This is a genomic window from Kordiimonas sp., assembly GCF_048260245.1.
Lineage (GTDB): Bacteria > Pseudomonadota > Alphaproteobacteria > Sphingomonadales > Kordiimonadaceae > Kordiimonas.
In genome coordinates this window covers 44,920-65,469 of the sequence record NZ_JBLXGZ010000021.1, presented here as the reverse complement: position 1 = coordinate 65,469, position 20,550 = coordinate 44,920, and the positions used below count along the sequence as shown (strand labels likewise).

Annotated in this window: 18 protein-coding genes; 6 read left to right on the top strand and 12 right to left on the bottom strand. The window is 55.8% G+C overall.

Features of this window, described 5'->3' with window-relative positions; translation table 11 throughout:
* Positions 1–135: 135 nt before the first annotated feature.
* From ACN0VM_RS11720 to gor, 3 genes are all read right to left on the bottom strand, one after another.
* Positions 136–1,176, bottom strand: coding sequence for a 2-oxoacid:ferredoxin oxidoreductase subunit beta (locus tag ACN0VM_RS11720; RefSeq protein ID WP_417451070.1), 1,041 nt, complete (start codon positions 1,174–1,176; stop codon positions 136–138).
* Between the two features lie 13 nt (positions 1,177–1,189).
* The gene (locus tag ACN0VM_RS11715; RefSeq protein ID WP_417451069.1) at positions 1,190–3,040 is read right to left on the bottom strand and encodes a 2-oxoacid:acceptor oxidoreductase subunit alpha; all 1,851 of its coding nucleotides are present in this window, start codon (positions 3,038–3,040) and stop codon (positions 1,190–1,192) included.
* Positions 3,041–3,222: 182 nt separating this feature from the next.
* On the bottom strand, positions 3,223–4,575 hold the full coding sequence (gene gor, locus ACN0VM_RS11710; protein WP_417451072.1) for a glutathione-disulfide reductase: 1,353 nt from the start codon (positions 4,573–4,575) through the stop codon (positions 3,223–3,225).
* 228 nt (positions 4,576–4,803) lie between these two features.
* On the opposite strand from gor, the gene ACN0VM_RS11705 reads away from it, so the two are divergent.
* Both ACN0VM_RS11705 and ACN0VM_RS11700 read left to right on the top strand, forming a co-directional pair.
* Entirely contained in the window at positions 4,804–5,574 is a 771-nt protein-coding gene (locus ACN0VM_RS11705; RefSeq protein ID WP_417451068.1) for an SDR family NAD(P)-dependent oxidoreductase, read from the top strand.
* A gap of 27 nt (positions 5,575–5,601) precedes the next feature.
* Positions 5,602–6,735, top strand: a complete 1,134-nt coding sequence (locus tag ACN0VM_RS11700; RefSeq protein WP_417451067.1) for a CaiB/BaiF CoA transferase family protein — start codon at positions 5,602–5,604, stop codon at positions 6,733–6,735.
* Here the strand turns inward: ACN0VM_RS11700 and ACN0VM_RS11695 are convergent.
* The 8 genes from ACN0VM_RS11695 to zwf all read right to left on the bottom strand — a co-directional run bounded on the left by ACN0VM_RS11695 (position 6,732) and on the right by zwf (position 15,489).
* Positions 6,732–8,177, bottom strand: coding sequence for a cryptochrome/photolyase family protein (locus ACN0VM_RS11695; protein WP_417451066.1), 1,446 nt, complete (start codon positions 8,175–8,177; stop codon positions 6,732–6,734). The genes ACN0VM_RS11700 and ACN0VM_RS11695 overlap by 4 nt on opposite strands.
* A 51-nt stretch (positions 8,178–8,228) precedes the next feature.
* The gene (locus ACN0VM_RS11690; protein ID WP_417451065.1) at positions 8,229–9,725 is read right to left on the bottom strand and encodes a sodium:solute symporter family transporter; all 1,497 of its coding nucleotides are present in this window, start codon (positions 9,723–9,725) and stop codon (positions 8,229–8,231) included.
* The gene (locus ACN0VM_RS11685) at positions 9,725–10,255 is read right to left on the bottom strand and encodes a hypothetical protein (protein ID WP_417451064.1); all 531 of its coding nucleotides are present in this window, start codon (positions 10,253–10,255) and stop codon (positions 9,725–9,727) included. The genes ACN0VM_RS11690 and ACN0VM_RS11685 overlap by 1 nt, the downstream gene beginning before the upstream one ends.
* Positions 10,256–10,354: 99 nt before the next feature.
* Positions 10,355–10,759, bottom strand: a complete 405-nt coding sequence (locus tag ACN0VM_RS11680; protein ID WP_417451063.1) for an MAPEG family protein — start codon at positions 10,757–10,759, stop codon at positions 10,355–10,357.
* Positions 10,760–10,830: 71 nt separating this feature from the next.
* Complete coding sequence (locus ACN0VM_RS11675) at positions 10,831–11,457, bottom strand: bifunctional 4-hydroxy-2-oxoglutarate aldolase/2-dehydro-3-deoxy-phosphogluconate aldolase (RefSeq protein WP_417451062.1); 627 nt, start codon at positions 11,455–11,457, stop codon at positions 10,831–10,833.
* 2 nt (positions 11,458–11,459) lie between these two features.
* Positions 11,460–13,274 carry a phosphogluconate dehydratase gene (edd, locus tag ACN0VM_RS11670; protein ID WP_417451061.1) on the bottom strand — a complete coding sequence of 605 codons (1,815 nt, stop codon included), beginning with the start codon at positions 13,272–13,274 and terminating at the stop codon, positions 11,460–11,462.
* Positions 13,275–13,315: 41 nt separating this feature from the next.
* Positions 13,316–14,014 carry a 6-phosphogluconolactonase gene (gene pgl / locus ACN0VM_RS11665; protein WP_417451060.1) on the bottom strand — a complete coding sequence of 233 codons (699 nt, stop codon included), beginning with the start codon at positions 14,012–14,014 and terminating at the stop codon, positions 13,316–13,318.
* Entirely contained in the window at positions 14,011–15,489 is a 1,479-nt protein-coding gene (gene zwf, locus ACN0VM_RS11660) for a glucose-6-phosphate dehydrogenase (protein WP_417451059.1), read from the bottom strand. The genes pgl and zwf overlap by 4 nt, the downstream gene beginning before the upstream one ends.
* 211 nt (positions 15,490–15,700) lie before the next feature.
* Here zwf and ACN0VM_RS11655 point away from each other — a divergent pair, with 211 nt between their 5' ends.
* From ACN0VM_RS11655 to ACN0VM_RS11640, 4 genes are read left to right on the top strand one after another with little or no spacing between them, the layout of a single operon-like run.
* On the top strand, positions 15,701–16,435 hold the full coding sequence (locus ACN0VM_RS11655; protein WP_417451058.1) for a GntR family transcriptional regulator: 735 nt from the start codon (positions 15,701–15,703) through the stop codon (positions 16,433–16,435).
* Between the two features lie 14 nt (positions 16,436–16,449).
* The gene (locus ACN0VM_RS11650; RefSeq protein ID WP_417451057.1) at positions 16,450–17,499 is read left to right on the top strand and encodes an SIS domain-containing protein; all 1,050 of its coding nucleotides are present in this window, start codon (positions 16,450–16,452) and stop codon (positions 17,497–17,499) included.
* Complete coding sequence (gene nagA, locus ACN0VM_RS11645) at positions 17,499–18,644, top strand: N-acetylglucosamine-6-phosphate deacetylase (protein ID WP_417451056.1); 1,146 nt, start codon at positions 17,499–17,501, stop codon at positions 18,642–18,644. Before ACN0VM_RS11650 ends, nagA begins: the two co-directional genes overlap by 1 nt.
* A gap of 31 nt (positions 18,645–18,675) precedes the next feature.
* Positions 18,676–19,989, top strand: a complete 1,314-nt coding sequence (locus ACN0VM_RS11640; protein ID WP_417451055.1) for a sugar MFS transporter — start codon at positions 18,676–18,678, stop codon at positions 19,987–19,989.
* Between the two features lie 64 nt (positions 19,990–20,053).
* On the opposite strand, the gene ACN0VM_RS11635 is transcribed toward ACN0VM_RS11640, so the two are convergent.
* Entirely contained in the window at positions 20,054–20,392 is a 339-nt protein-coding gene (locus tag ACN0VM_RS11635; RefSeq protein ID WP_417451054.1) for a zinc ribbon domain-containing protein YjdM, read from the bottom strand.
* Between the last annotated feature and the right edge of the window lie 158 nt (positions 20,393–20,550).

The following is a 20,550-nucleotide window of genomic DNA, read 5'->3' as shown; positions in this document are numbered from 1 at the left end:
AAGTCTCAAAGAGTATGTTGAGACCGGAAAGGGTCGTCCCTTCCCCGACGATATCAAAATCGAAGCTGTCGGGATGTGACCGAAAAAAAAGCCCGGCGTAGGAGCCGGGCTTCATCTTGTTATGCCGCACAAGCGTCAGGACGTGATAGTCTCACTTACTTCCCACGTCTGGCCACCGTACATAATGTCTTTAAGGGTGGTTTTGCCCTTGCGCTCATTCACCTGCCCCAGCACAGCGTCTGTATAGCTATGATCCGCCTGATGCGCGTAGAGCACGCCCATAACCATCGGTTCATCCGGCTGGCCACCAAGCTCACCCAGCATACGCGCCAGTTGCATATTGGTCTCGTCATGAACAAGGATATCATCTTCCGTGACACCGTCTTCACCAATGACCACTACCTCAAGGGCAAACTTCTGCGCGTTGAAGCGAATGCCTTTGTTACCTTCAGCACCAAACAGCATTTTTTCACCGTGTTCGATCAGCAGTTGCTTGTCAGCGGCGACGTTTTTCTCGGTAATGCCCTTCCAGGCAGAATCGTTATAGACAATACAGTTCTGCAAAATCTCCACAAAGGACGCGCCTTTGAAAGCATGCGCACGCTTGAAAACACCCGGCATATGCTTTTGTGCGGTATCCACCGTGCGCGCTACAAAATGCGCACCAGAGCCAAGGGCAAAGCTGATCGGGTTCAGTGCCGGGTCAACCGAGCCCTGCGGCGTGGACGGCGAGCGTGTGCCCATGTCCGACGTCGGCGAATACTGTCCTTTGGTCAGGCCATAAATCTTGTTGTTGAACAACAGGATATTCAGGTCCACATCGCGCCGAAGCGCATGCATCAGGTGATTACCACCGATTGACAAGCCGTCCCCATCACCGGTGACAACCCAGACATCCAGTTCAGGGTTCGCAAGCTTCAGGCCCGTTGCCACCGCAGGCGCACGGCCATGGATGGTGTGGAAACCATAGGTGTTCATGTAGTAGGGGAAGCGGCTGGAGCAGCCGATGCCAGATACAAAAACTGTATTTTCGCGGGTGACCCCCATCTCAGGCAACGTGCGCTGCATGCATTTAAGGATGGCATAGTCACCACAGCCAGGGCACCAGCGCACTTCCTGGTCACTGGTAAAATCCTTGATGGTCAGATTGGCCTTGGGGGCGCTCAGTTCATTCATCGCACCATCTCCCTTAACTGCTGGCTTCAGCGCGGATCACATCCAGAATCTCCTGGATTGTGAACGGCTGGCCTGAAACTTTGTTGAGCGGCTTGGCGTCTACCAGGAACTTGTCCCGAAGTACGGTCTTGAGCTGCCCGGTGTTCATCTCCGGCACGATAACCTTGTCAAAGCTGCTGAGCAATGCACCAAGGTTAGCCGGGAATGGGTTAAGATACCGAATATGAATGTGCGAAACATTAAGGCCGTCTTCCCGCGCGGCTTTTACCGCTTCGGAGATTGGGCCATAGGTTGAACCCCAGCCAACAACCGCCAGTGTGCCGCTGTCTTCACCCTGATCGACATCCTGCGCCGGAATATCGCCCGCAATACCGTCGACTTTACCCATGCGGGTGTCGGTCATCTTCTGGTGATTTTCCGGATCATAGGAGATATGGCCGGTATCAAAGCTTTTCTCGATACCACCGATACGGTGCTCGGTGCCCGCCACACCCGGTTTTGGCCAGTGACGCGCCAGCGTTACCTCGTCCCGCTTGAGCGGGTTAAACTCTGCCCCCTCTTCCGGCGCTTCAGCAAATGTCACCTTGAAGGGCTCGATACTGTCAAGGTCCGGCAGCTTCCAAGGTTCTGCCGCGTTGGCGATAAACCCGTCCGTCAACAGCATCACCGGCGTCATATATTTGACAGCGATCCGGCAAGCTTCGATCGCTGCTTCAAAACAGTCACCCGGGCTGCGTGTCGCAATCACCGGCATCGGCGCATCGCCGTTGCGGCCATAAATGGCCTGATAAAGGTCGGACTGTTCGGTTTTTGTCGGCAGGCCAGTGGACGGGCCACCCCGCTGGCTGTTGATCACAACCACCGGCAATTCGGTCGAGATGGCAAGGCCCAGCGCTTCACCCTTGAGCGCAATCCCCGGGCCTGACGAACTGGTTACACCCAGTGCCCCGCCGTAAGCCGCGCCGATGGCCGCGCAAATGGCTGCAATCTCGTCTTCCGCCTGGAAGGTCACAACCCCCAGCTCTTTCATGTTTGAAAGCGTGTGCAAAATGGGCGACGCCGGGGTGATAGGGTAAGACCCCAGCACAATCGGCAAGCCCGCAAGCTCGCCGCCGGCCGCAATACCCCAAGACAGCGCCTGGCTACCCGTCACAGTTTTATAGATACCCGGCACGCTGTGAGTCGCGCCAATCTGATAACGCTTGAAATGCACCGACAGCTCTGCCGTCTCACCAAACGCATGACCGGCATTCAGCGCGGCAACGTTCGCGCCGGCGATGTCAGGGAGTTTAGCAAATTTTTTCTCCAGCCACGCGATAACAGGCTCACGCTTGCGGCTGAACATCCAGAGCATGAGCCCCAACGTCCACATATTCTTACAGCGCAAGGCTTCCTTGTTACCAAGGCCAAACTCTTTCACCGCCTCAAGGGTCATTTTGGAGATATCAAGCTCAACAAGCTGGTAAGCTTCAAGCTCATGTGTCGACAGCGGGTCAACATCATAGCCCGCTTTTTGCAGGTTCCGCTTGGAGAAGGCGCCAGTATCAACCACCAGCAAGCCACCATGACGAAGGTTTTTAATGTTCACCTTCAGCGCCGCCGGGTTCATTGCCACCAGCACATCAGGGCGGTCACCCACTGTCTTGATCGACTTTGCACCAAAGTTGATTTGGAAGGCGGAGACGCCAAAGGTGGTGCCCGCAGGTGCGCGAATTTCTGCCGGAAAGTCCGGGAAGGTGGCAAGATCACTACCGGACAGCGCCGTTGAAGTGGTAAACTGGCTGCCGGTAAGCTGCATGCCGTCGCCGCTGTCGCCCGCGAAGCGGACAACTGCCGATTCCAGAACCTGTACGTCAGAAGCCATCTGATTCCATATCCTTAAAGTGCGCAGGCAACCCCTAACAGCGCCCACTGTCAATGCTCTTTGTCACATGTGCGCTTTTAATAGCTGCCTTCAAGCAAAAACACGAAGAATTTTTTCTATCGAACACATGTATCACGGCTATTTTGAGAATTTTATTCTATTAAAGCCTCAAATAACCTATCTTAATTGTCTCGCGGCGTCCGCATCAGCACAAACTCTTCCGCACTGGAAGGGTGCACCGCAACTGTGGCATCAAACTGGGCCTTGGTCAGCCCCGCCTTCACGGCGATACCGATGCCCTGAATAATCTCGGCCGCGTCCACACCAATCATGTGGGCACCAACCACTTTGCCAGTGCTTTTGTCAACGATCATTTTGGTGAAAGCGCGCTCGTCCGAACCACCCAAAGTATGCTTCATCGGCCTGAAGTCAGATGTATACACGTCAATATCGCCGTACTTCTCTTTGGCATCGGATTCCGAAAGGCCCACTGTACCAATCGGCGGCTGGGAGAACACCGCCGTTGGGATGGCGTCGTGCGCAGGCGACGTGGGCGTACCCCCAAAAACCGTCAGTGCAAAGGCGTGTCCTTCCTTGATCGCCACCGGCGTCAACTGCACCCTGTCCGTCACGTCACCCACCGCATAGATACTGTCAACATTGGTTTTGCCGAATGCATCCACTTTCACGGCACCGCCTTTCCCAAGCTCGACCTCTGCAGCCTCAAGCCCGAGCCCGCTGGTGTTTGGCACCCGGCCGGTGGCGTACATTACCGCATCGGCTTCCATGGTACTGCCATCGGTCAAGGTCAGGTGAACACCAGTGTCCAGCTTCTCAATCCCGGTCACATTGGTGCCGGTACGCACATCAATTCCCTTGCGCTGCATCTCTATAGTCAGGCGGTCCCGCAAGTCGTCGTCAAAACCGCGCATGATCTGTTCGCCACGGTAAAGCAGGGTCACGTCGGACCCCATGCCGCGAAAGATACCGGCAAACTCCACCGCGATGTAACCTCCGCCGACAACCACTATGCGCTTTGGCTGTTCATCAAGATGAAAGGCCTCGTTCGAAGTAATGGCATGCTCGATGCCTGGCACGTCCGGCATGTGTGGCCAACCGCCGGTCGCGACCAAAATGGTCTTCGCGGTGATCTCGCGGCCACCTAAAGATACCGAGTTCGGGCCTGTCACAACCGCGCGGCCATTGATGATCTCGACCCCCGCCCCCTCAAGGGTTTTAATGTAAAGGCCGTTCAGGCGGTCAATCTCCGCATCCTTGCGGCTTATAAGGGTCTTCCAGTCAAAACTGGTCTCGCCCACGGTCCAGCCGAACCCTTTTGCCATCTCAAAATCTTCAGCAAAATGTGACGCATAGACCAGCAACTTCTTCGGCACGCAACCACGGATAACGCAGGTGCCGCCAACGCGAAACTCTTCCGCCACAGCCACCCGGGCGCCGAAGCCTGCTGCAATGCGACTGGCGCGTACACCGCCAGAGCCCGCACCGATGACAAAAAGGTCGTAATCAAATTCCATAAAGTGTCCGATCTCACTCAAATAGCTTTACCTGGGGGACCAAGTTTTCGCATACGAATATAAGCCCCGAGACCTAAATACCAAGGCGAATGCACACAAAAACGTCATCACGTTTGTATGATATGCTGCTGAAATCCGCCACCCTGCCAAATGCGGCACGGTGACGCTTGATCATGCCCCTGCGCTCCCCTATGCTGCGCCGCAACATAACCGATCTGGAGCATTTTAATGGATATTAAAGGTAAAACCGCACTTGTAACCGGCGGCGCATCGGGCCTTGGCCGGGCAACTGTTGAGCATTTCGCAAGCCTTGGCGCCAACGTCGTCATTCTTGATCTCAATGACGAAGCCGGCGCCGCCGTTGAGGCCGCGCTGAAGGGCAAGGTCACTTATGTCAACACCAACGTGACGGACGAAGCTGCTGTGGCAAACGCTATCGCTGTGGCCAAGGACACATATGGCAGCGTTGATATCGCGGTGAACTGTGCAGGTATCGGTACACCACAAAAAGTGCTGGACCGCGAGGGGAACCGCTATCCGCTGGACCACTTCAAAAAGGTGGTCTCCATTAACCTGATCGGTAGCTATAACGTATTGGCGCAGGCGGCCGAAGCCATGCAGACCAATGAGCCGAACGAAGACGGCGAACGCGGCGTCATCATCAACACCGCATCCGTTGCGGCGTTTGAAGGCCAGATAGGCCAGGCCGCCTACGCGGCGTCCAAAGGTGGCATCGCTGCGCTGACGCTGCCGACAGCGCGTGAATTTTCCCGTCAGGGCGTGCGGGTGATGACCATCGCACCGGGCTTTATTCATACACCACTGTTTGATGGCCTGCCCGAAGCCGCAGTCGACAGCCTCAAACAGCAGGTTGTTTTCCCCAAGCGACTGGGCAAACCACACGAATATGCAAAACTTGCTGGTCACATCGTTGAAAACGCCTATCTCAACGGTGAGACGATCCGCATGGATGCCGCCGCGCGCATGGCGCCAAAATAAGCGGAGGCAAGCATCAAGGGGGGACATATGGGGCCGTTACAGGGAATTCGCATTATTGAAATCGTTGGTATCGGCCCCGGCCCGTTCGCAGGCATGATGCTGGCAGATATGGGTGCGGAAGTCATCGCGGTTGACCGCGCTGGCCCGCCCTCTCCCCTTGAGATGAAACTTGATATTAACCGGCGCGGCAAACGCTCCATAGCACTTGACCTGAAGTCTGATGAAGGGCGCACCGCCCTTCTCAAGCTATGTGAAACCGCAGACGCGCTGTTTGAAGGTTTCCGCCCCGGTGTGATGGAAAAACTGGGCCTTGGCCCCGATGAGGCACTGAAAGCCAACCCAAAACTGGTTTATGGCCGCATGACCGGCTGGGGCCAGACCGGCCCACTGGCCAAAACCGCGGGGCACGATATCAATTATATCTCCCTCTCGGGCGCGCTGCATGCCATGGGGCCGGGGAACAGCGCCCCCAGCGCCCCTCTCAACCTTGTGGGCGACTATGGCGGCGGTGGCATGATGCTGGCCTTCGGGCTGGTGTGCGGCATCCTCGAGGCTCGCACGTCGGGCAAGGGGCAGGCTATTGATGTCAGCATGGTGGAAGGCTCAAGCGCTTTGATGTCCATCTTCCACTCCATGCTGGCGAACGGACGATGGGCACCGATGCGCGGCGTGAACCTGCTGGACGGCGGTGCACATTTTTACGGCACGTTCGTAACCAAGGACGGCAAATATGTCTCCCTCGGTGCAATTGAGCCGCAGTTCATGCAGGTGTTCATTGAAAAGACGGGCCTTGATGCCTCATGGATGCAGAAACACCTTAACCCGGTGGAATGGGCTGGCCTGAGGCAAGAGCTGACAGTCATCTTCAAGACGCGCGACCAAGACGAATGGTGCGCCCTGCTGGAAGGCACCGATGCCTGCTTTGCCCCCATCCTGCCGTTCTGGGAAGCGCACAAGCACCCGCACAATGAAGCGAGAGAAAGTTTCATCGAGATCGACGGCCTGCACCAGCCAGCACCAGCACCGCGTTTCTCACGCACAGCACCTGAGGTCACGGCAGGCCCGGCAAAGCGGGGCGCCGACACCGATGCCTTGCTGGCCGACCTCGGATATGACAATGAGGCTATCACAGCCCTGCGCAATGCCGGGAAAATCGGCTAACTGTCCTGCCGCGTGGTCGCCAGCGCAGCAAGCGCGCGCTCCCGCGCGGCCTTACGGTCAAGAATGGGTTTGGGGTAGGTCTCGCCAAGCTTGATACCTGCCATTTTCAGCACGCCCGCAGGGGCTTCAAACGGCTTGTGGATATATTCGTCCGGCAGCTCTGCTAGCTCCGGCACATATTCGCGGATATAGGCGCCCCTGGAGTCAAACTTCTCCCCCTGGGTTATGGGGTTGAAGATGCGGAAATAGGGTGCAGCGTCCGCGCCGCAACCTGCGACCCACTGCCAGCTTGCCGCATTGTTGGCGAGGTCAGCGTCCACAAGCGTATCCCAGAACCAGTCTTCGCCTGTGCGCCAGTGCCACAGCATATCCTTGACCAGAAACGATGCCACGATCATGCGCACCCGGTTGTGCATCCAGCCAGTCTGCCAAAGTTGGCGCATACCCGCATCGATGATGGGGAACCCGGTCATGCCCTTCTGCCATGCCGCGACTTTTTCATCATGCCCCTCCCGCCACGGGAAGGCGGTGAACTTGCTTTTGAGCGCGCGCTGCGGGATGTGGGGAAAATGATACAACAGGTGGCTGCTGAATTCGCGCCAGCCAAGCTCGCGCAGGAACCAGTTTCCGCCACGCTCAATATCTTTATCGCCACCTATCGCAATCATGGTCTCATGCCAGATGCGCCGGGGGCTGATCTCACCGTTGGCCAGATAGGGGGAAAGGCGCGAGGTTGCGTCCGTCGCGGGATAGTCCCGCATGTCCTTGTAGCCAAGCACCGCACCCTTCAGAAAATCGTTCAAGCGTTCACGCGCGGCCTCCTCACCCGGTGTCCAGAAGGCAGCAATCGGTTCAGCCCAATAGGCGGGTTTTGGCTCCAGCTCAAGCTTGCTGAGGTCATCGCTGACAGGCCAATTCTCAGGCGCGCGTAACTGCACAGGTGCACTTACGGGTGCTGTATCATCAATCAGCTCCTGCGCACGCCGCCAAAAGGGTGAGAAAACCTCGTATATACCGCCAGTTTTGTTGCGAATCTGCTCTGGCTCCAGCAGCAGATTGCCGGAAAAACGCCGGGCCGAGACGCCCAGATCTTTGCACAAATCATGCACAGCGTCCTGCACCTTTCGCGCCTCAGGCTCATAGGACCGGGTCATATGCACAGCACTCGCATCTGCCGCAGAAATCAAGGCTTTCAGGCACTCTATGGTGTCACCATAGCGCAGAACCAGCCCACTGCCCGCCTTCCGCAGGGAAGCTTGCAGCGACGACAAAGACTTAAGAAGCCACCACCTGCGAGCACCACCCAGTCGCCATGCTCCGGCGGACGCATCATCAAGGATAAAAACAGGAATGACAGGGGCGCCAGTGTCGCGTGCACGGGCAAGAGCCGGATGGTCATCCAGCCGAATAGCGCCGTTCATCAGGATAATAACCGGTTTCACAAAAAGCCTCTGGATCAAAAAATACGACGTATATGTTCGTAAAACTGTACGTCAGAGATCCATGATCCGATCAATATCTTTTGGCAACGGCTTCGGCTTTTCCAGTAGTGACACCCCGATAAAGAGAATGAGCGACGAGAGCATAGCGAGGAACCCCGGCGAGATCGCGTATGGTACCGCAACGTCGAACAACTGAATGCCGAGGTTAATGGTCAAACTGGCTGCAATGGCAACGATGGCCGCCCGCGCGCTGGCCTGCTTCCAGTTGAGGCCAATAACCACCACCGGCACAAGCGCCGCCGCAAAAGTGCCCCAGCCAAAGGCACCAAGGATCGCCACCAGCGCATTGCTGCCATAGTAGCTATAGAGCGCGAAACCGGCCGACAGCGCCGAAAGTCCGATGGTGGCGGTGCGTGCCCAGAAAAGCTCATTGTCCAGCGAGCGGCCCCGGATGGCTTTTGGAATATCGTGGATGATTGCCGCTGCACCAATATTGAGGAAACCGTCGGCGGTGGACATGATTGCCGCGAAAAGCCCAGCGAACACAATGCCCGCCAAAAGCGGGTGAGCATACGTTGTCAGGAACGCCGGTGCAGCTTCATCTGGAGCGCCCAGAGGCAAGGCCACATCGCCAAGCACCAGCGCGCGCATCACCACACCAACCGAAATCCACAGCATCGCGGCAACAACATAACCCAGCACAGTCATCGGCATGATGATGCGGTTATCGCTCAGCTTACGGTTCATCATCATTTTTGTGGCCACATGGGGCTGGCCGGCAAGACCCAGACCAAAAAGGAAAAACCAACTGAGCGACGCCATGGTACCGAGCGTGCCAAACGGCATGATATCCTCACCGTCCCGCTCAAGCAGGATGGCGCTGACCTCGGTAAAACCGCCATCGAACACGCTGGCCGCTGTGATCACCACAAGTGCACCAGAGACAATCATCACAATCCCCTGCACAAGATCCGTATAGACGGAGGCAAGTATACCGCCTGTCACACAATAGAAAATCAGCACCGTGGAGGAAATCAACACACAAGAAATCAGGCTGATATCGGCCAGCATTTCCGTCGCGGACAAGATGGACTGCAACACCAGCGCCATGGCCAGAATTTGTGTCGCCAGATACCCAAGTACGCCGAGAAGGATAGTACCCGCCGTCAAAAGCCGCGCTGTATTGCTGCCATACCGGGCAAACACCACATCCGGTAGCGACATGGTATCCCGCACCTCCGCCACCATACGGATCCGTTTTGAGATCAGATAAAAGCCTGTCGCAAAGCCCAACGCCGAACACACGGCCATCCAGATCGAACTTAGTCCGGTTGCATATACAAGCCCAGGCCCACCCACAAAGCCAAAGCCGGACAGCGTGGACGAAAACACCGCAAGGCTGACAACAATGGGCCCAAGGCCACGGCCAGCCACAAAAAAGTCACCCGCCGATTTTGTGCGCCGCATGGCCCACAGGCCAACCCAGATGCACATCACCATGTAAAGCCCCACACAGGAGAGGATAATCGCCTGACGATATTCTTCCATTAGGCTTGCTCCTCGTCTGCCTTAAGCTCGGCAACGAGGGCATTGAACGCGGCCTCATCTTCTTTGGGCAGGAAATAACGGCGGAATGCCACCACGTAAAACAGGTCAAAAATCGCGAAGCTTCCCCAAATGCCCCAGAACATCCAGTTTGTGGGAACAGGAAAGCCAAACACGACATCCGTTTCTCCGGTCGCAAGATAGTCCTCATAACCGCTATACAGCATGTACCAGATAAAGAGGGCGATCGCCGTCATTGACAGAATGGCGGCTTTCAACACCTTGTCACGCCGATGTTCCGCGATGCCCATATAGAGCAGGGTCGCCGCAAAACCGATCACGCCAAGCTGGAAGTAAAAAGGTGCCCGGCCAATGCTTGCAAGACGCGCGGCGCCGTCACCGCCAAGCTTCATGCCGGCAATGGCATCGTGAGCTACGCCGCTTGCGCCCATCGGGGGATCACTCATGAGAATGAAGACCGTAATACCGGCGATCGCCAGTAAAAATGCAAAGGCTAGATGAATTGCTTTCACAGATGGCCTCCCCTCCACCAGTTGGACGCAGAGCCTAGTGGCCTTTGGCCATGACGGTCAAGGGGAGATCCGTAGAAATTTCAACGATCGTTCAAATTATTAAAGGATATAGGGTTTCACAAGCAGTAAACTCATACCGATCAAAATCAAAAGCGTACCCAAAGCTGATACAAACCTCGCCATTCGACGCCACGCAACAGGCCGCGCGTCTGCTTTCAAGCTTACCGCATGGAGAATTCTCAGGAACAGAAGCGAAGAACCAATGGCATGTAAAAGAACGGCTCGCGTGTGAGCAAGCTCCAACACAAGGAACATGACGACCATCATCGGCATATATTCTGTATAGTTACCAAACACGCGTATTTTTGTTTGTAAATCAGCATGTCCGGCGTCGCCGAACTCCACATCAAGCCGGGCGCGTGAAAACGACACCCGGATGGAGAGGAACGCCATGAGCAAACCATAAAGGCCCGCATAAAGAATTGTGACCGGTATAACGCCCATTATATGCCCCCGCCTGACCAAAGCCTTATCAAACAGTGCCGCGCGGCAAAAAGCAATCAAGCGTGTTGGTTTTAAACAGCTTCAACTGCCGTCCGGGCCAACTCGCGCACCAGCGCAAGATCAATCGCACCGCCTTTACCCCGAGGGGTTATCCAGGAACCGCCCACAGTCGCCACGTTCGGCAATGACCTGTAGTCCGGCGCGGTATCAACTGAAACACCACCGGTAGGGCAAAACACGAGATCCGGCAGCACACTATTCACCGCCTTGAGGAACCCTGTACCCCCGGATATATTGGCAGGGAAAAACTTAAGGGCCCTAAACCCCCATTCACGCGCTTGCATTGCTTCTGAAAGCGATGCTACACCGGGCAAGAAAGGCCAATTCAGCTTAGTCACGGCTTCCGCAAGACTGGCGGTCAGGCCGGGGCTTACGCCAAATTCAGCCCCAGCCTCAATTGCAGCCTCCGCGAGATACGGTGTGATAACTGTACCAGCCCCCACGCAAGCATCAGCAGGAAGGTCAGCTTTCACGGCATTAATGGCTGAAAGCGCACTGTCGTGACGCAACGTAATTTCAAGCACACTCAAACCTTCGTCGAAAAGCACCCGGCATACTGCCACTGCCTCCTCCTCGCTTTGGAATGCCAGAACCGGAATGACCGGTGACCTTTTCAGAACATCAACAACGTCAGACATTACTACCCCTCATTTTCGGTGAAAACAGATGCGCCCTTGCCCGCGGGGCCCACCAGCGCCCGCATACCTGCAAATAGATTACGGCCAAATGTTTCAGGATTATTAGGCCCTTTGGATGGCGCACGGCCAGCAAATTCTTTTTCATCAACCAAAAGCACCAGTTCGCCCCGCTCTGCGTCGACACGAATCATGTCGCCATCTTTCACCCGAGCAATCGGCCCGCCGTTCGCGGCCTCCGGTGTCACATGAATCGCGGATGGCACCTTGCCACTGGCACCCGACATACGCCCATCGGTCACCAGCGCGACCTTGAAGCCCTTATCTTGAAGCACACCAAGACTTGGTGTTAACTTGTGCAACTCGGGCATGCCGTTGGCGCGCGGCCCTTGAAAGCGAATAACTGCAACAAAATCACGTTCAAGCTGCCCGGCTTTGTATGCCTTCAGCAGGTCGTCCTGATCTTCAAAGACCACCGCCGGCGCCTCGACAAAACGATGCTCAGGTTTCACGGCAGAGATCTTCATCACCGCTTCGCCCAGCGCGCCTGTCAACAGCGCAAGACCTCCATTTGACTGGAACGGATTATCTATCTTGCGCAAAATCATGCTGTCAGAAGGCTCTTCCGGCGAAGCTTGCCATGTAAGCTTGTTCCCAGACAGCGCAGGCATTTCGGCAAACGGCTTGAGCCCGCGGCCAACGATAGTTTCCACATCCTCATGCAATAAGCCTCCTGCCAGCAATTGCTTGATAACAAAGGGCGTCCCCCCGGTCTCATGGAAAGCATTCACATCGGCGGTGCCGTTGGGATATACCCGCGCCAGCAACGGAATAATCTCGGAAAGCTCTGCGAAATCCTGCCATGTGATCTCGATGCCCGCCGCCGCCGCAATGGCAACAATATGCAGCGTATGGTTGGTGGACCCTCCGGTGGCCAGCAGGCCGACAGCACCGTTCACAACCGCCTCAACCGTCACCATCTCGGCAAGCCCTGTACCGTTTTTTGCTTCTGACAGTTTAACGATGCAGTCCGCAGCAGCTGCGTCCAGCGCTGCGCGGATACCATTCTCGGGTGTGAAGAAACTTGAACCTGGTAGTTGCAGCCCCATCATTTCCAGCATCATCTGGTTTGAATTGGCTGTGCCATAAAATGTGCAGGTCCCGGGGCTATGATATGCGCGACTTTCGCTTTGAAGCAGAGCGTCCCGGCCCACCTCACCGGAGGCAAACTGCTGGCGCACCTTGGCCTTTTCAGAGTTTGAAATACCGGTCGGCATTGGTCCTGCCGGCACAAAAACAAATGGCAGATGGCCAAAAGCAAGTGCACCGATCAACAGCCCCGGTACGATCTTGTCGCATATCCCAAACAGAAGCCCGCCATCAAAAACGTTATGGCTCATGGCGATGCCAGTTGCCATGGCGATAACCTCGCGGCTGAACAAAGACATTTCCATGCCCGGCTGACCCTGGGTCACCCCATCACACATAGCCGGCACCCCCCCCGCCATCTGGGCAACACCGCCTGCCTTGATCACCGCCTCTTTAACCTCATCAAGCTTGGCGTGATAAGGCTGATGTGCCGAGAGCATATCGTTATAAGCGCTGACAATACCGATATTGACCATGCCTTCCTGCATCAGCTTCGCCTTCTCGGCTTCCGAGCAAGCCGCAATGGCATGCGCAAGGTTACCGCAAGACAGGTGAGGCCGCGCCGGGCCTGAGCCGCGCATGGCCTCGATACGTGCCATATATTCCGCACGGCTTTTGTTCGACCGCGCGCGAATACGTTCGGTGATCTCGGTCAGCTTTGCATTTGTCATGGTACGCTCCCGTCATCAAGACGTTGAGGCTGCCCGGGGACTTAGGGCGCCCAATAAACTGTTATATTGGCTACTTCCGCGAGCCGCGCAACCGGCAGGTGGGTATCCTTTTCAATAGCCCGTTCAAGGACCGTTTTTTTCTCTTCCCCTGTGATCATCAGGGCAACATGCGGGGAGGCTGCAATGGCGGAGGCACTCAGGCTCATGCGGTCGATCTCATCACCCGTTACCTCGCTTTTTTTTGCGGTCACGGCTGCACAAAGCGCATCTTTACGCGTATCCAGCGCGGCCTCCAACCCTTCAGCATCCGGGAAAAAAGATGCCGTATGGCCATCGGCGCCCATGCCAAGCAGCACGCTGGCAAAAGGTTGCGCAAGGCTGCTGTAACGCCTATTCACCTCGGCGACGGCTTCCCACGGGCTATCGTGCTTGGTCTTCATACCGACAAAATGCGCTTCGGCTGCAAGGCCTGTTTGCAGGGCACCGCGCATGAAAGCCTCATTGCTGCGAGGATGATGCGTATCCACCCAGCGCTCATCCACAAGCGCCACCTGCACATCTTCCCATGGCAACGCCACGTGTGCCATGGCCTCGAAAAGGGGCTTTGGCGTAGAGCCACCTGAAACAGCCCAGGCCGCCCGGCCATTTTTTCGGATCGCACGACTAAGCGCCTCGGAAGTATCTTCCTCAAGCGCATCAACCAGCTGTGTCCGGTCCTCAAACTTGCGCCAGTTGATCAACGCGCAGCCTTTCTATTGTTAGATTCATGGAACCATTCGCGCCGGTCTCGTGTCATCAGGTCATGAGCTTCATAAGGCCCCCATGTACCAGATTGATAAGTCTCTGGCGGCTCACCTGACTGATCCCAATGCTCAATAATGCGGTCAACCCAGCGCCAGGCATGCTCAACCTCATCACGGTGGACAAAGAGGCTTTGGTCACCCCTCACGGCATCAAGTATCAGGCGCAGATAAGGACCAAGACGAATGGTGTCGTCACCCGTGACATCAAGGTTCATCTCAACCTCTTTCAGCGTCTCGGCTTTCGCGGAATGGTTTTTAACCATCATACGCAGAGCCAGATGATCCTCCGGCTGCAGACGAATGATAAAGCGGTTCGGCTTGATGTTGTTACCCCAACCCGGGTGCGGTGAATGCGGGACCTGCTTGAACTGTATGACAATCTCGGCAAAACGGTCCGGTAATCGCTTGCCCGTTCGCAGGTAAAATGGCACGCCGGCCCAGCGCCAGTTCTCTATATGCGCCTTGAGAGCAACGAAAGTCTCGGTATTGCTCGGGTGATCAAGCTTCAAGTCTTCAGCATAACTTCCAACAGCAGCTCCGTTCATGGCCCCCGACGCATATTGTGCCCGCACCACATCTCTGTCGATCTCGGCCCCTGACAGTTGCTTCAACGATTTGAGCACTTTCAGTTTTTCGTCCCGGATGCTATCGGCATCCATGCGCGCGGGCGGCTCCATGGCCACCAAACACAAAAGCTGCAACAGGTGGTTCTGCACCATGTCACGCATGGCACCCGTACCCTCGTAAAAACCCGCGCGCCCCTCAACACCCAGATCTTCCGCAATGGTGATCTGAATGTGATCGATAGTGCGTCCGCTCCACAGTTCTTCGAAAAGGATGTTCGAGAAACGCAGAGCGAGCAGGTTCTGAACCGCTTCCTTGCCAAGATAGTGATCGATACGGAATGTCTGGTTTTCCTCAAATGCACGTCCCACGTCTGCATTGATCGCCTGCGCGGAGGCAAGATCATGCCCCAGCGGCTTTTCAAGCACGACACGGGCGCGTTCACCATTCAACTCATATTTACCAAGCAACTCACAGGTGCTGGTAAACAGGCCGGGCGGAATGGCAAGGAAATGCACGAGGGGACGTTCGTTTTTGCTGTCGAGCGATTCTTTGAGACTGATCCAGTCTTCACCCTCTTCTGACAAGCCAAGCTGGACAACGGAAACCATTGAGGCAAATGTTTCCAACTGCGCTTCTTCAACCGGACAAGCAGGCTGTGATTCGGCAAACACCTCCTGAAGCCACTCATAAACGTCGCCCTTGAGGCCGGAACGAGAGGTAAGATAAATCCGGCTTTCAGCCGCGACACGCCCTGCTACAAAACCCGCATAAAGCGCCGGCAGCAACTTCTTGCGCGAGAGGTCACCACTGCCACCAAAGATGACCAAATCGAAAACATCTAGCATCACATTCTTCCCAAATATTACTCGCGCCGGAAACTACGCCTAACTGACACCGCTGTCAATTTCACAATGGCCTGCATAAGCCAAAGCGTTGCAAAACCTATGATAAATTACTTACGTTATATTTTCGAGTACAAAACATTCTATTTTGGTATTTAATTGGTATTATATATGTGATAAAGATGTCTTCTTCCTCTAGCCAAGAAGATAAACAATGGCACTTTCAGACCTCATCGGAAACTTGGACGGCAGCAGCTCGCTGCCTAAATATCAGCAACTTGAACGCGCTATAGAACGGGCTATCGAGCGCGGAGCCTTGCCCAAAGGGGACGCCCTGCCGCCAGAGCGGGACATCGCAACCGACATGCAGGTATCGCGCATCACTGTTCGAAAGGCGCTGGACGGACTTGTGGAAAATGGCCTTCTGGACCGCAAACAAGGGGCTGGCACCTTCATATCCGGACGTGTAGAAAAGCCTTTCTCCCGCCTTTCGTCCTTTTCGGAGGACATGGCTGGCCGAGGTTGGTCCGCGCGCAGTGAGTGGGTAACCCGCGCAGAAGGCATTATCACACCGGAAGAAAGCCTGAATCTTGGCCTTGGCCCCGGCACAAAGGTGTATAGATTCACCCGCATCCGTTATGCCGACGACACGCCAATGGCGATTGAAACGGCCATTATTCCGGCCTTCGCCTTACCCGGCCTCGATACGGTCAAGACATCGCTATACACAGCGCTCGAAGGCACAGGACACCGACCCGTACGCGCACTGCAGCGCTTGCGTGCCGTGACCTTCACACCAAAGCAGGCCAAACGCCTGGGCGTTCAGGACGGAGACCCCGGCCTTTTCATCGAACGAAGAGGTTTTCTCGCGAACGGCACAACCGTGGAGGTCACCCAGTCATACTATCGCGGCGACGCTTACGACTTCGTCGCCGAACTACATGCATGAGTAAGGAAAGTATCATGACAGGCAATACCAACATCACCGCTGAAAGCACCTTAATGTACCGCGAAGCAAGGGAAGCCAGCCATGTAGTTGCCAGACAACTGGACTGCAATGAAACCCTCTTGCGCGATCTCGGCCAAAAGCTGCGCGAACTCAAGCCCCGTGCTGTGGTGACCTGTGCGCGCGGCAGTTCTGATCACGCCGCGATGTTTGCAAAGTATGTCATTGAGACAAATTTGGGCCTTCTCGTTTCAAGTGCCGCGCCGTCTGTCAGCTCCGTCTATGCTGCGAAACAGATGCTGGAGGGCACAGTGTGTATTGCCATTTCCCAGTCCGGCAAAAGTCCGGATCTTGTAAGGACTGCGGAAGCAGCCAGAGCTGGCGGTGCTTATATCATTGCCCTCGTGAATGTGGCCGAATCACCGCTGGCCAAAATCGCCGATACAGTCATCCCCCTGCACGCCGGACCGGAGAAAAGCGTCGCAGCGACTAAAAGTTATATCGCGTCTCTCAGCGCTATATTGCAGATGGTTGCAGCATGGACGGAAAGCGATACGCTGAAAACAGCCTCTGCCTCGCTGCCTGGCAAACTGCAGGAAGCCTGGCTTCTGGACTGGAGCGCCGCAACCCTAGCCCTTGAACACGCCCGCAACTTTTTTGTGGTCGGCCGCGGCGCGGGTTTCGGCGTAGCCCTTGAGGCAGCGCTGAAATTCAAGGAAACCTCAGGACTACATGCAGAGGCCTATTCCGCTGCGGAAGTCAAACATGGCCCGATGGCCATCGTGAATGCCGATTTTCCGGTCCTTGTTTTTAGCCAGAATGACGCAACCCGTGAGAGCATTGAAGACCTTGTAAAAGACTTCACTGCGCGAGGCGCCACAGTTATGACTGCCGGTTTCAAAGCGGCTGGTGTAACCGCCCTCCCGTATGTAAAAAACGCCGACCCAGTGATTGAGCCGATCCTGTTCATCCAAAGTTTTTACAAAATGGCAAACGCGCTGGCACTGGCGCGCGGTTACAACCCGGATGAGCCACCTCACCTCAACAAAGTAACGGAGACGGTCTGATGGCATTTGCATTGACTGAAGCCCGAACCTTCATTGGCCCGCGCTGGACAGACGAAATCGCGTTGGTCCTTGAGGGTGACACCATCAAGGAACTGCGTAAAACCACAGATCTGCCGCAAGACATGAAAAAATATCCGCTTGGTGGGCAAATGCTCATGCCAGGCTTTATCGATGTCCAGGTCAACGGCGGCGGCGGCGTCCTGTTTAATGACGCCCCCACAGCCGAAGGCATTGGGAAAATTGCTGAAGCGCATCGCCGCTACGGAACCACCGGATTGCTGCCCACGCTTATCAGCGATGACCTCACGGTCGTGGACAAAGCCATGCGCGCGGCCGAACAGGCGATCGAAGAAGGTGTAGCGGGGATACTTGGCATTCACATCGAAGGCCCCTTCCTCGCAAGCGCGAAAAAAGGCGTGCACGATGCAAGCAAGTTCCGTGCAATCGATGAGCAGGCTTTCAAGCTGCTGACCTCACTCAAGCACGGCATCACTCTCGTCACGATCGCGCCCGAGACCACCACACCAGAGATGATCCGCCGCCTGACAGACGCAGGCGTCATTCTATCCACCGGCCACACAAACGCCAGTTACGAACAAACATGCGCGGCACTCAAAGCCGGCGTCAGGGGTTTCACCCACCTTTATAACGCCATGTCCGGGCTCGAAAGCCGCGCTCCGGGCGTTGTGGGGGCCGCGCTTGAAAGCCGCACCACATTTGCGGGCATTATCGTGGACGGCTTTCATGTGCACAAAGCCGCCCTCAACGTGGCGCTGCATGCCAAAGGCGCCGACCACCTGATGCTTGTGACCGACGCCATGCCAAGCGTGGGGGCGAGTGAAAAGAATTTCATGCTGCAGGGCCGGGAGATCACCGTCACAGACGGGCGCTGTACTGCGTCTGACGGCACACTTGCGGGCTCGGACCTTGATATGGCATCCGCCGTACGCAACGCACACAGGATGCTGGGCATCCCCATTGAGGGCGCGGCCAAAATGGCCAGTGCAACCCCGGCGACCTTCCTGCGCATTGCTGACCGTTATGGCAGCCTGCGTGCAGGCATGCGAGCCGACCTTGTGCTTTTGAACGACAATATCGAAGTCCAGGACGTCTGGATTGGGGGCACCCGCTATGGCGGGCAATAACATGGGAACCGGGGAAAAGGAGAATAACGTTATGGATGCAGCATTACCCGAGGGGGATAAGAAAAACGGCACCATGATCCCGATGGCAATCATCGGACTGCTGTTCTTTATTTTTGGTTTTGTCACCTGGCTGAACGGGGCGCTTATTCCGTTTTTGCAGATCATCTGCCACCTGAACGAGTTTCAGGCCTTTTTTGTCACCACCGCCTTCTATTTCGCCTATTTCATCATGGCGTTTCCGATGTCATTGGTGCTGGGCAAGATCGGGTACCGGAACGGCATGGCACTTGGTCTTGCGATCATGGTCGCAGGTGCCCTTCTGTTCATCCCCGCAGCGCTCGCAGCCAGTTATCCCATGTTCCTGTTCGGGCTTTTTGTTCTAGGCACCGGGTTGACCATCCTGCAAACGGCGTCCAACCCCTATGTGGTACTGCTGGGTCCAAAAGAGAGCGCCGCGACACGCATCAGCGTCATGGGGCTGATCAACAAAGGGGCTGGCGTTATTGTGCCCATGGTATTCGCCGCGTTGATTTTCTCGGACCTTGGCGACACCTCCCCTGAAGCGCTGGAAGCCCTCACAGCACCGGAGCTACAGACACTGTCGGAAAAACTGATCATGCCGTACCTCTATATGGCGGGAGCGCTGGCCTTCCTGATCGCGCTTGTAAGATTTTCGCCACTGCCGCACATTGAACCCGAGGACGAACCTTCCATCGCTGCCGGTAAAGAAAAAGAGAGTATTTTTCAGTTCCCTCAGGTGGTGCTCGGCGCCCTGTCGCTATTCGCCTATGTCGGCGTTGAGGTTATCGCCGGCGACAGTATCGGGCTGTTTGGCAAAAAACTGGGCGTCAGCCACTTTGCCACACTCACCAGCTACACTATGGTGTGCATGACCATCGGGTATGTCATCGGCGTCACCTGCATTCCGAAGATCATCAGCCAGCAGCAAGCCCTCCTCGGCTCAGCGATTGCAGGCACTCTGTGCGTGATGGGCGTGGTTCTCGCTTCAACTGAAAGCCATTCGCTGTCCTTGGCCCTGATCGGCTGGTCAGGTATTCCCACAGTACCCAACGCGGTGATGTTCGTGGCGCTAATGGGCCTTGCCCATGCGCTGGTGTGGCCTGCACTTTGGCCGCTGGCGCTTGACGGCCTTGGCAAGTTCACACCGCAAGGCTCGGCGCTGCTGATCATGGGAATTGCGGGTGGCGCCGTATTGCCACCCATACTTGGCGCACTCTCGTCCAGCTTCGGTGACATGCAGCCCGCCTACTGGCTGTGCCTGCCATGCTACCTGCTCATCTGGTTTTATGCAGTCAAAGGCCACAAATTGCGCGCATGGAAATAAGCTGCACCAAACAAAAGAAAAGCCGCGAGATTGTTCGCGGCTTTTCTTCCCGACCACTGACCGGTCAGATCTTTTTCACAAATTCCGACTTCAGGCTCATCTGGCCAAACCCGTCTATCTTGCAATCAATATCGTGGTCACCGTCTACGAGGCGAATGTTTTTCACCTTGGTACCCACCTTCACCACATTTGATGAACCCTTGACCTTCAGGTCCTTGATCACTGTTACGGTGTCTCCATCCGAGAGTGGGTTTCCGTTCGCATCGGCAATAACCTTCTCCTGTGCCGCAGCGGCTTCTTCGGTCGCCGTCCATTCATGCGCACACTCCGGGCACACAAGCATGTCCCGGTCTTCATATGTATAAGGCGAGTTACATTTCGGGCAGGGAGCGAGTTCACTCATGTTGGATCCTTTCAAGCTTCCGCTCTCTATAAGTCCTGAAAAAATGCAGTACAATCACTAAGTCACGAGCTTGATGCATTCTCATGAGGTGCCGGCACGTCTGGAAAGCTCGGCATATGCGTCGCCAAACAGGCAAATCGGCCCTCTTTGAGCAGGTG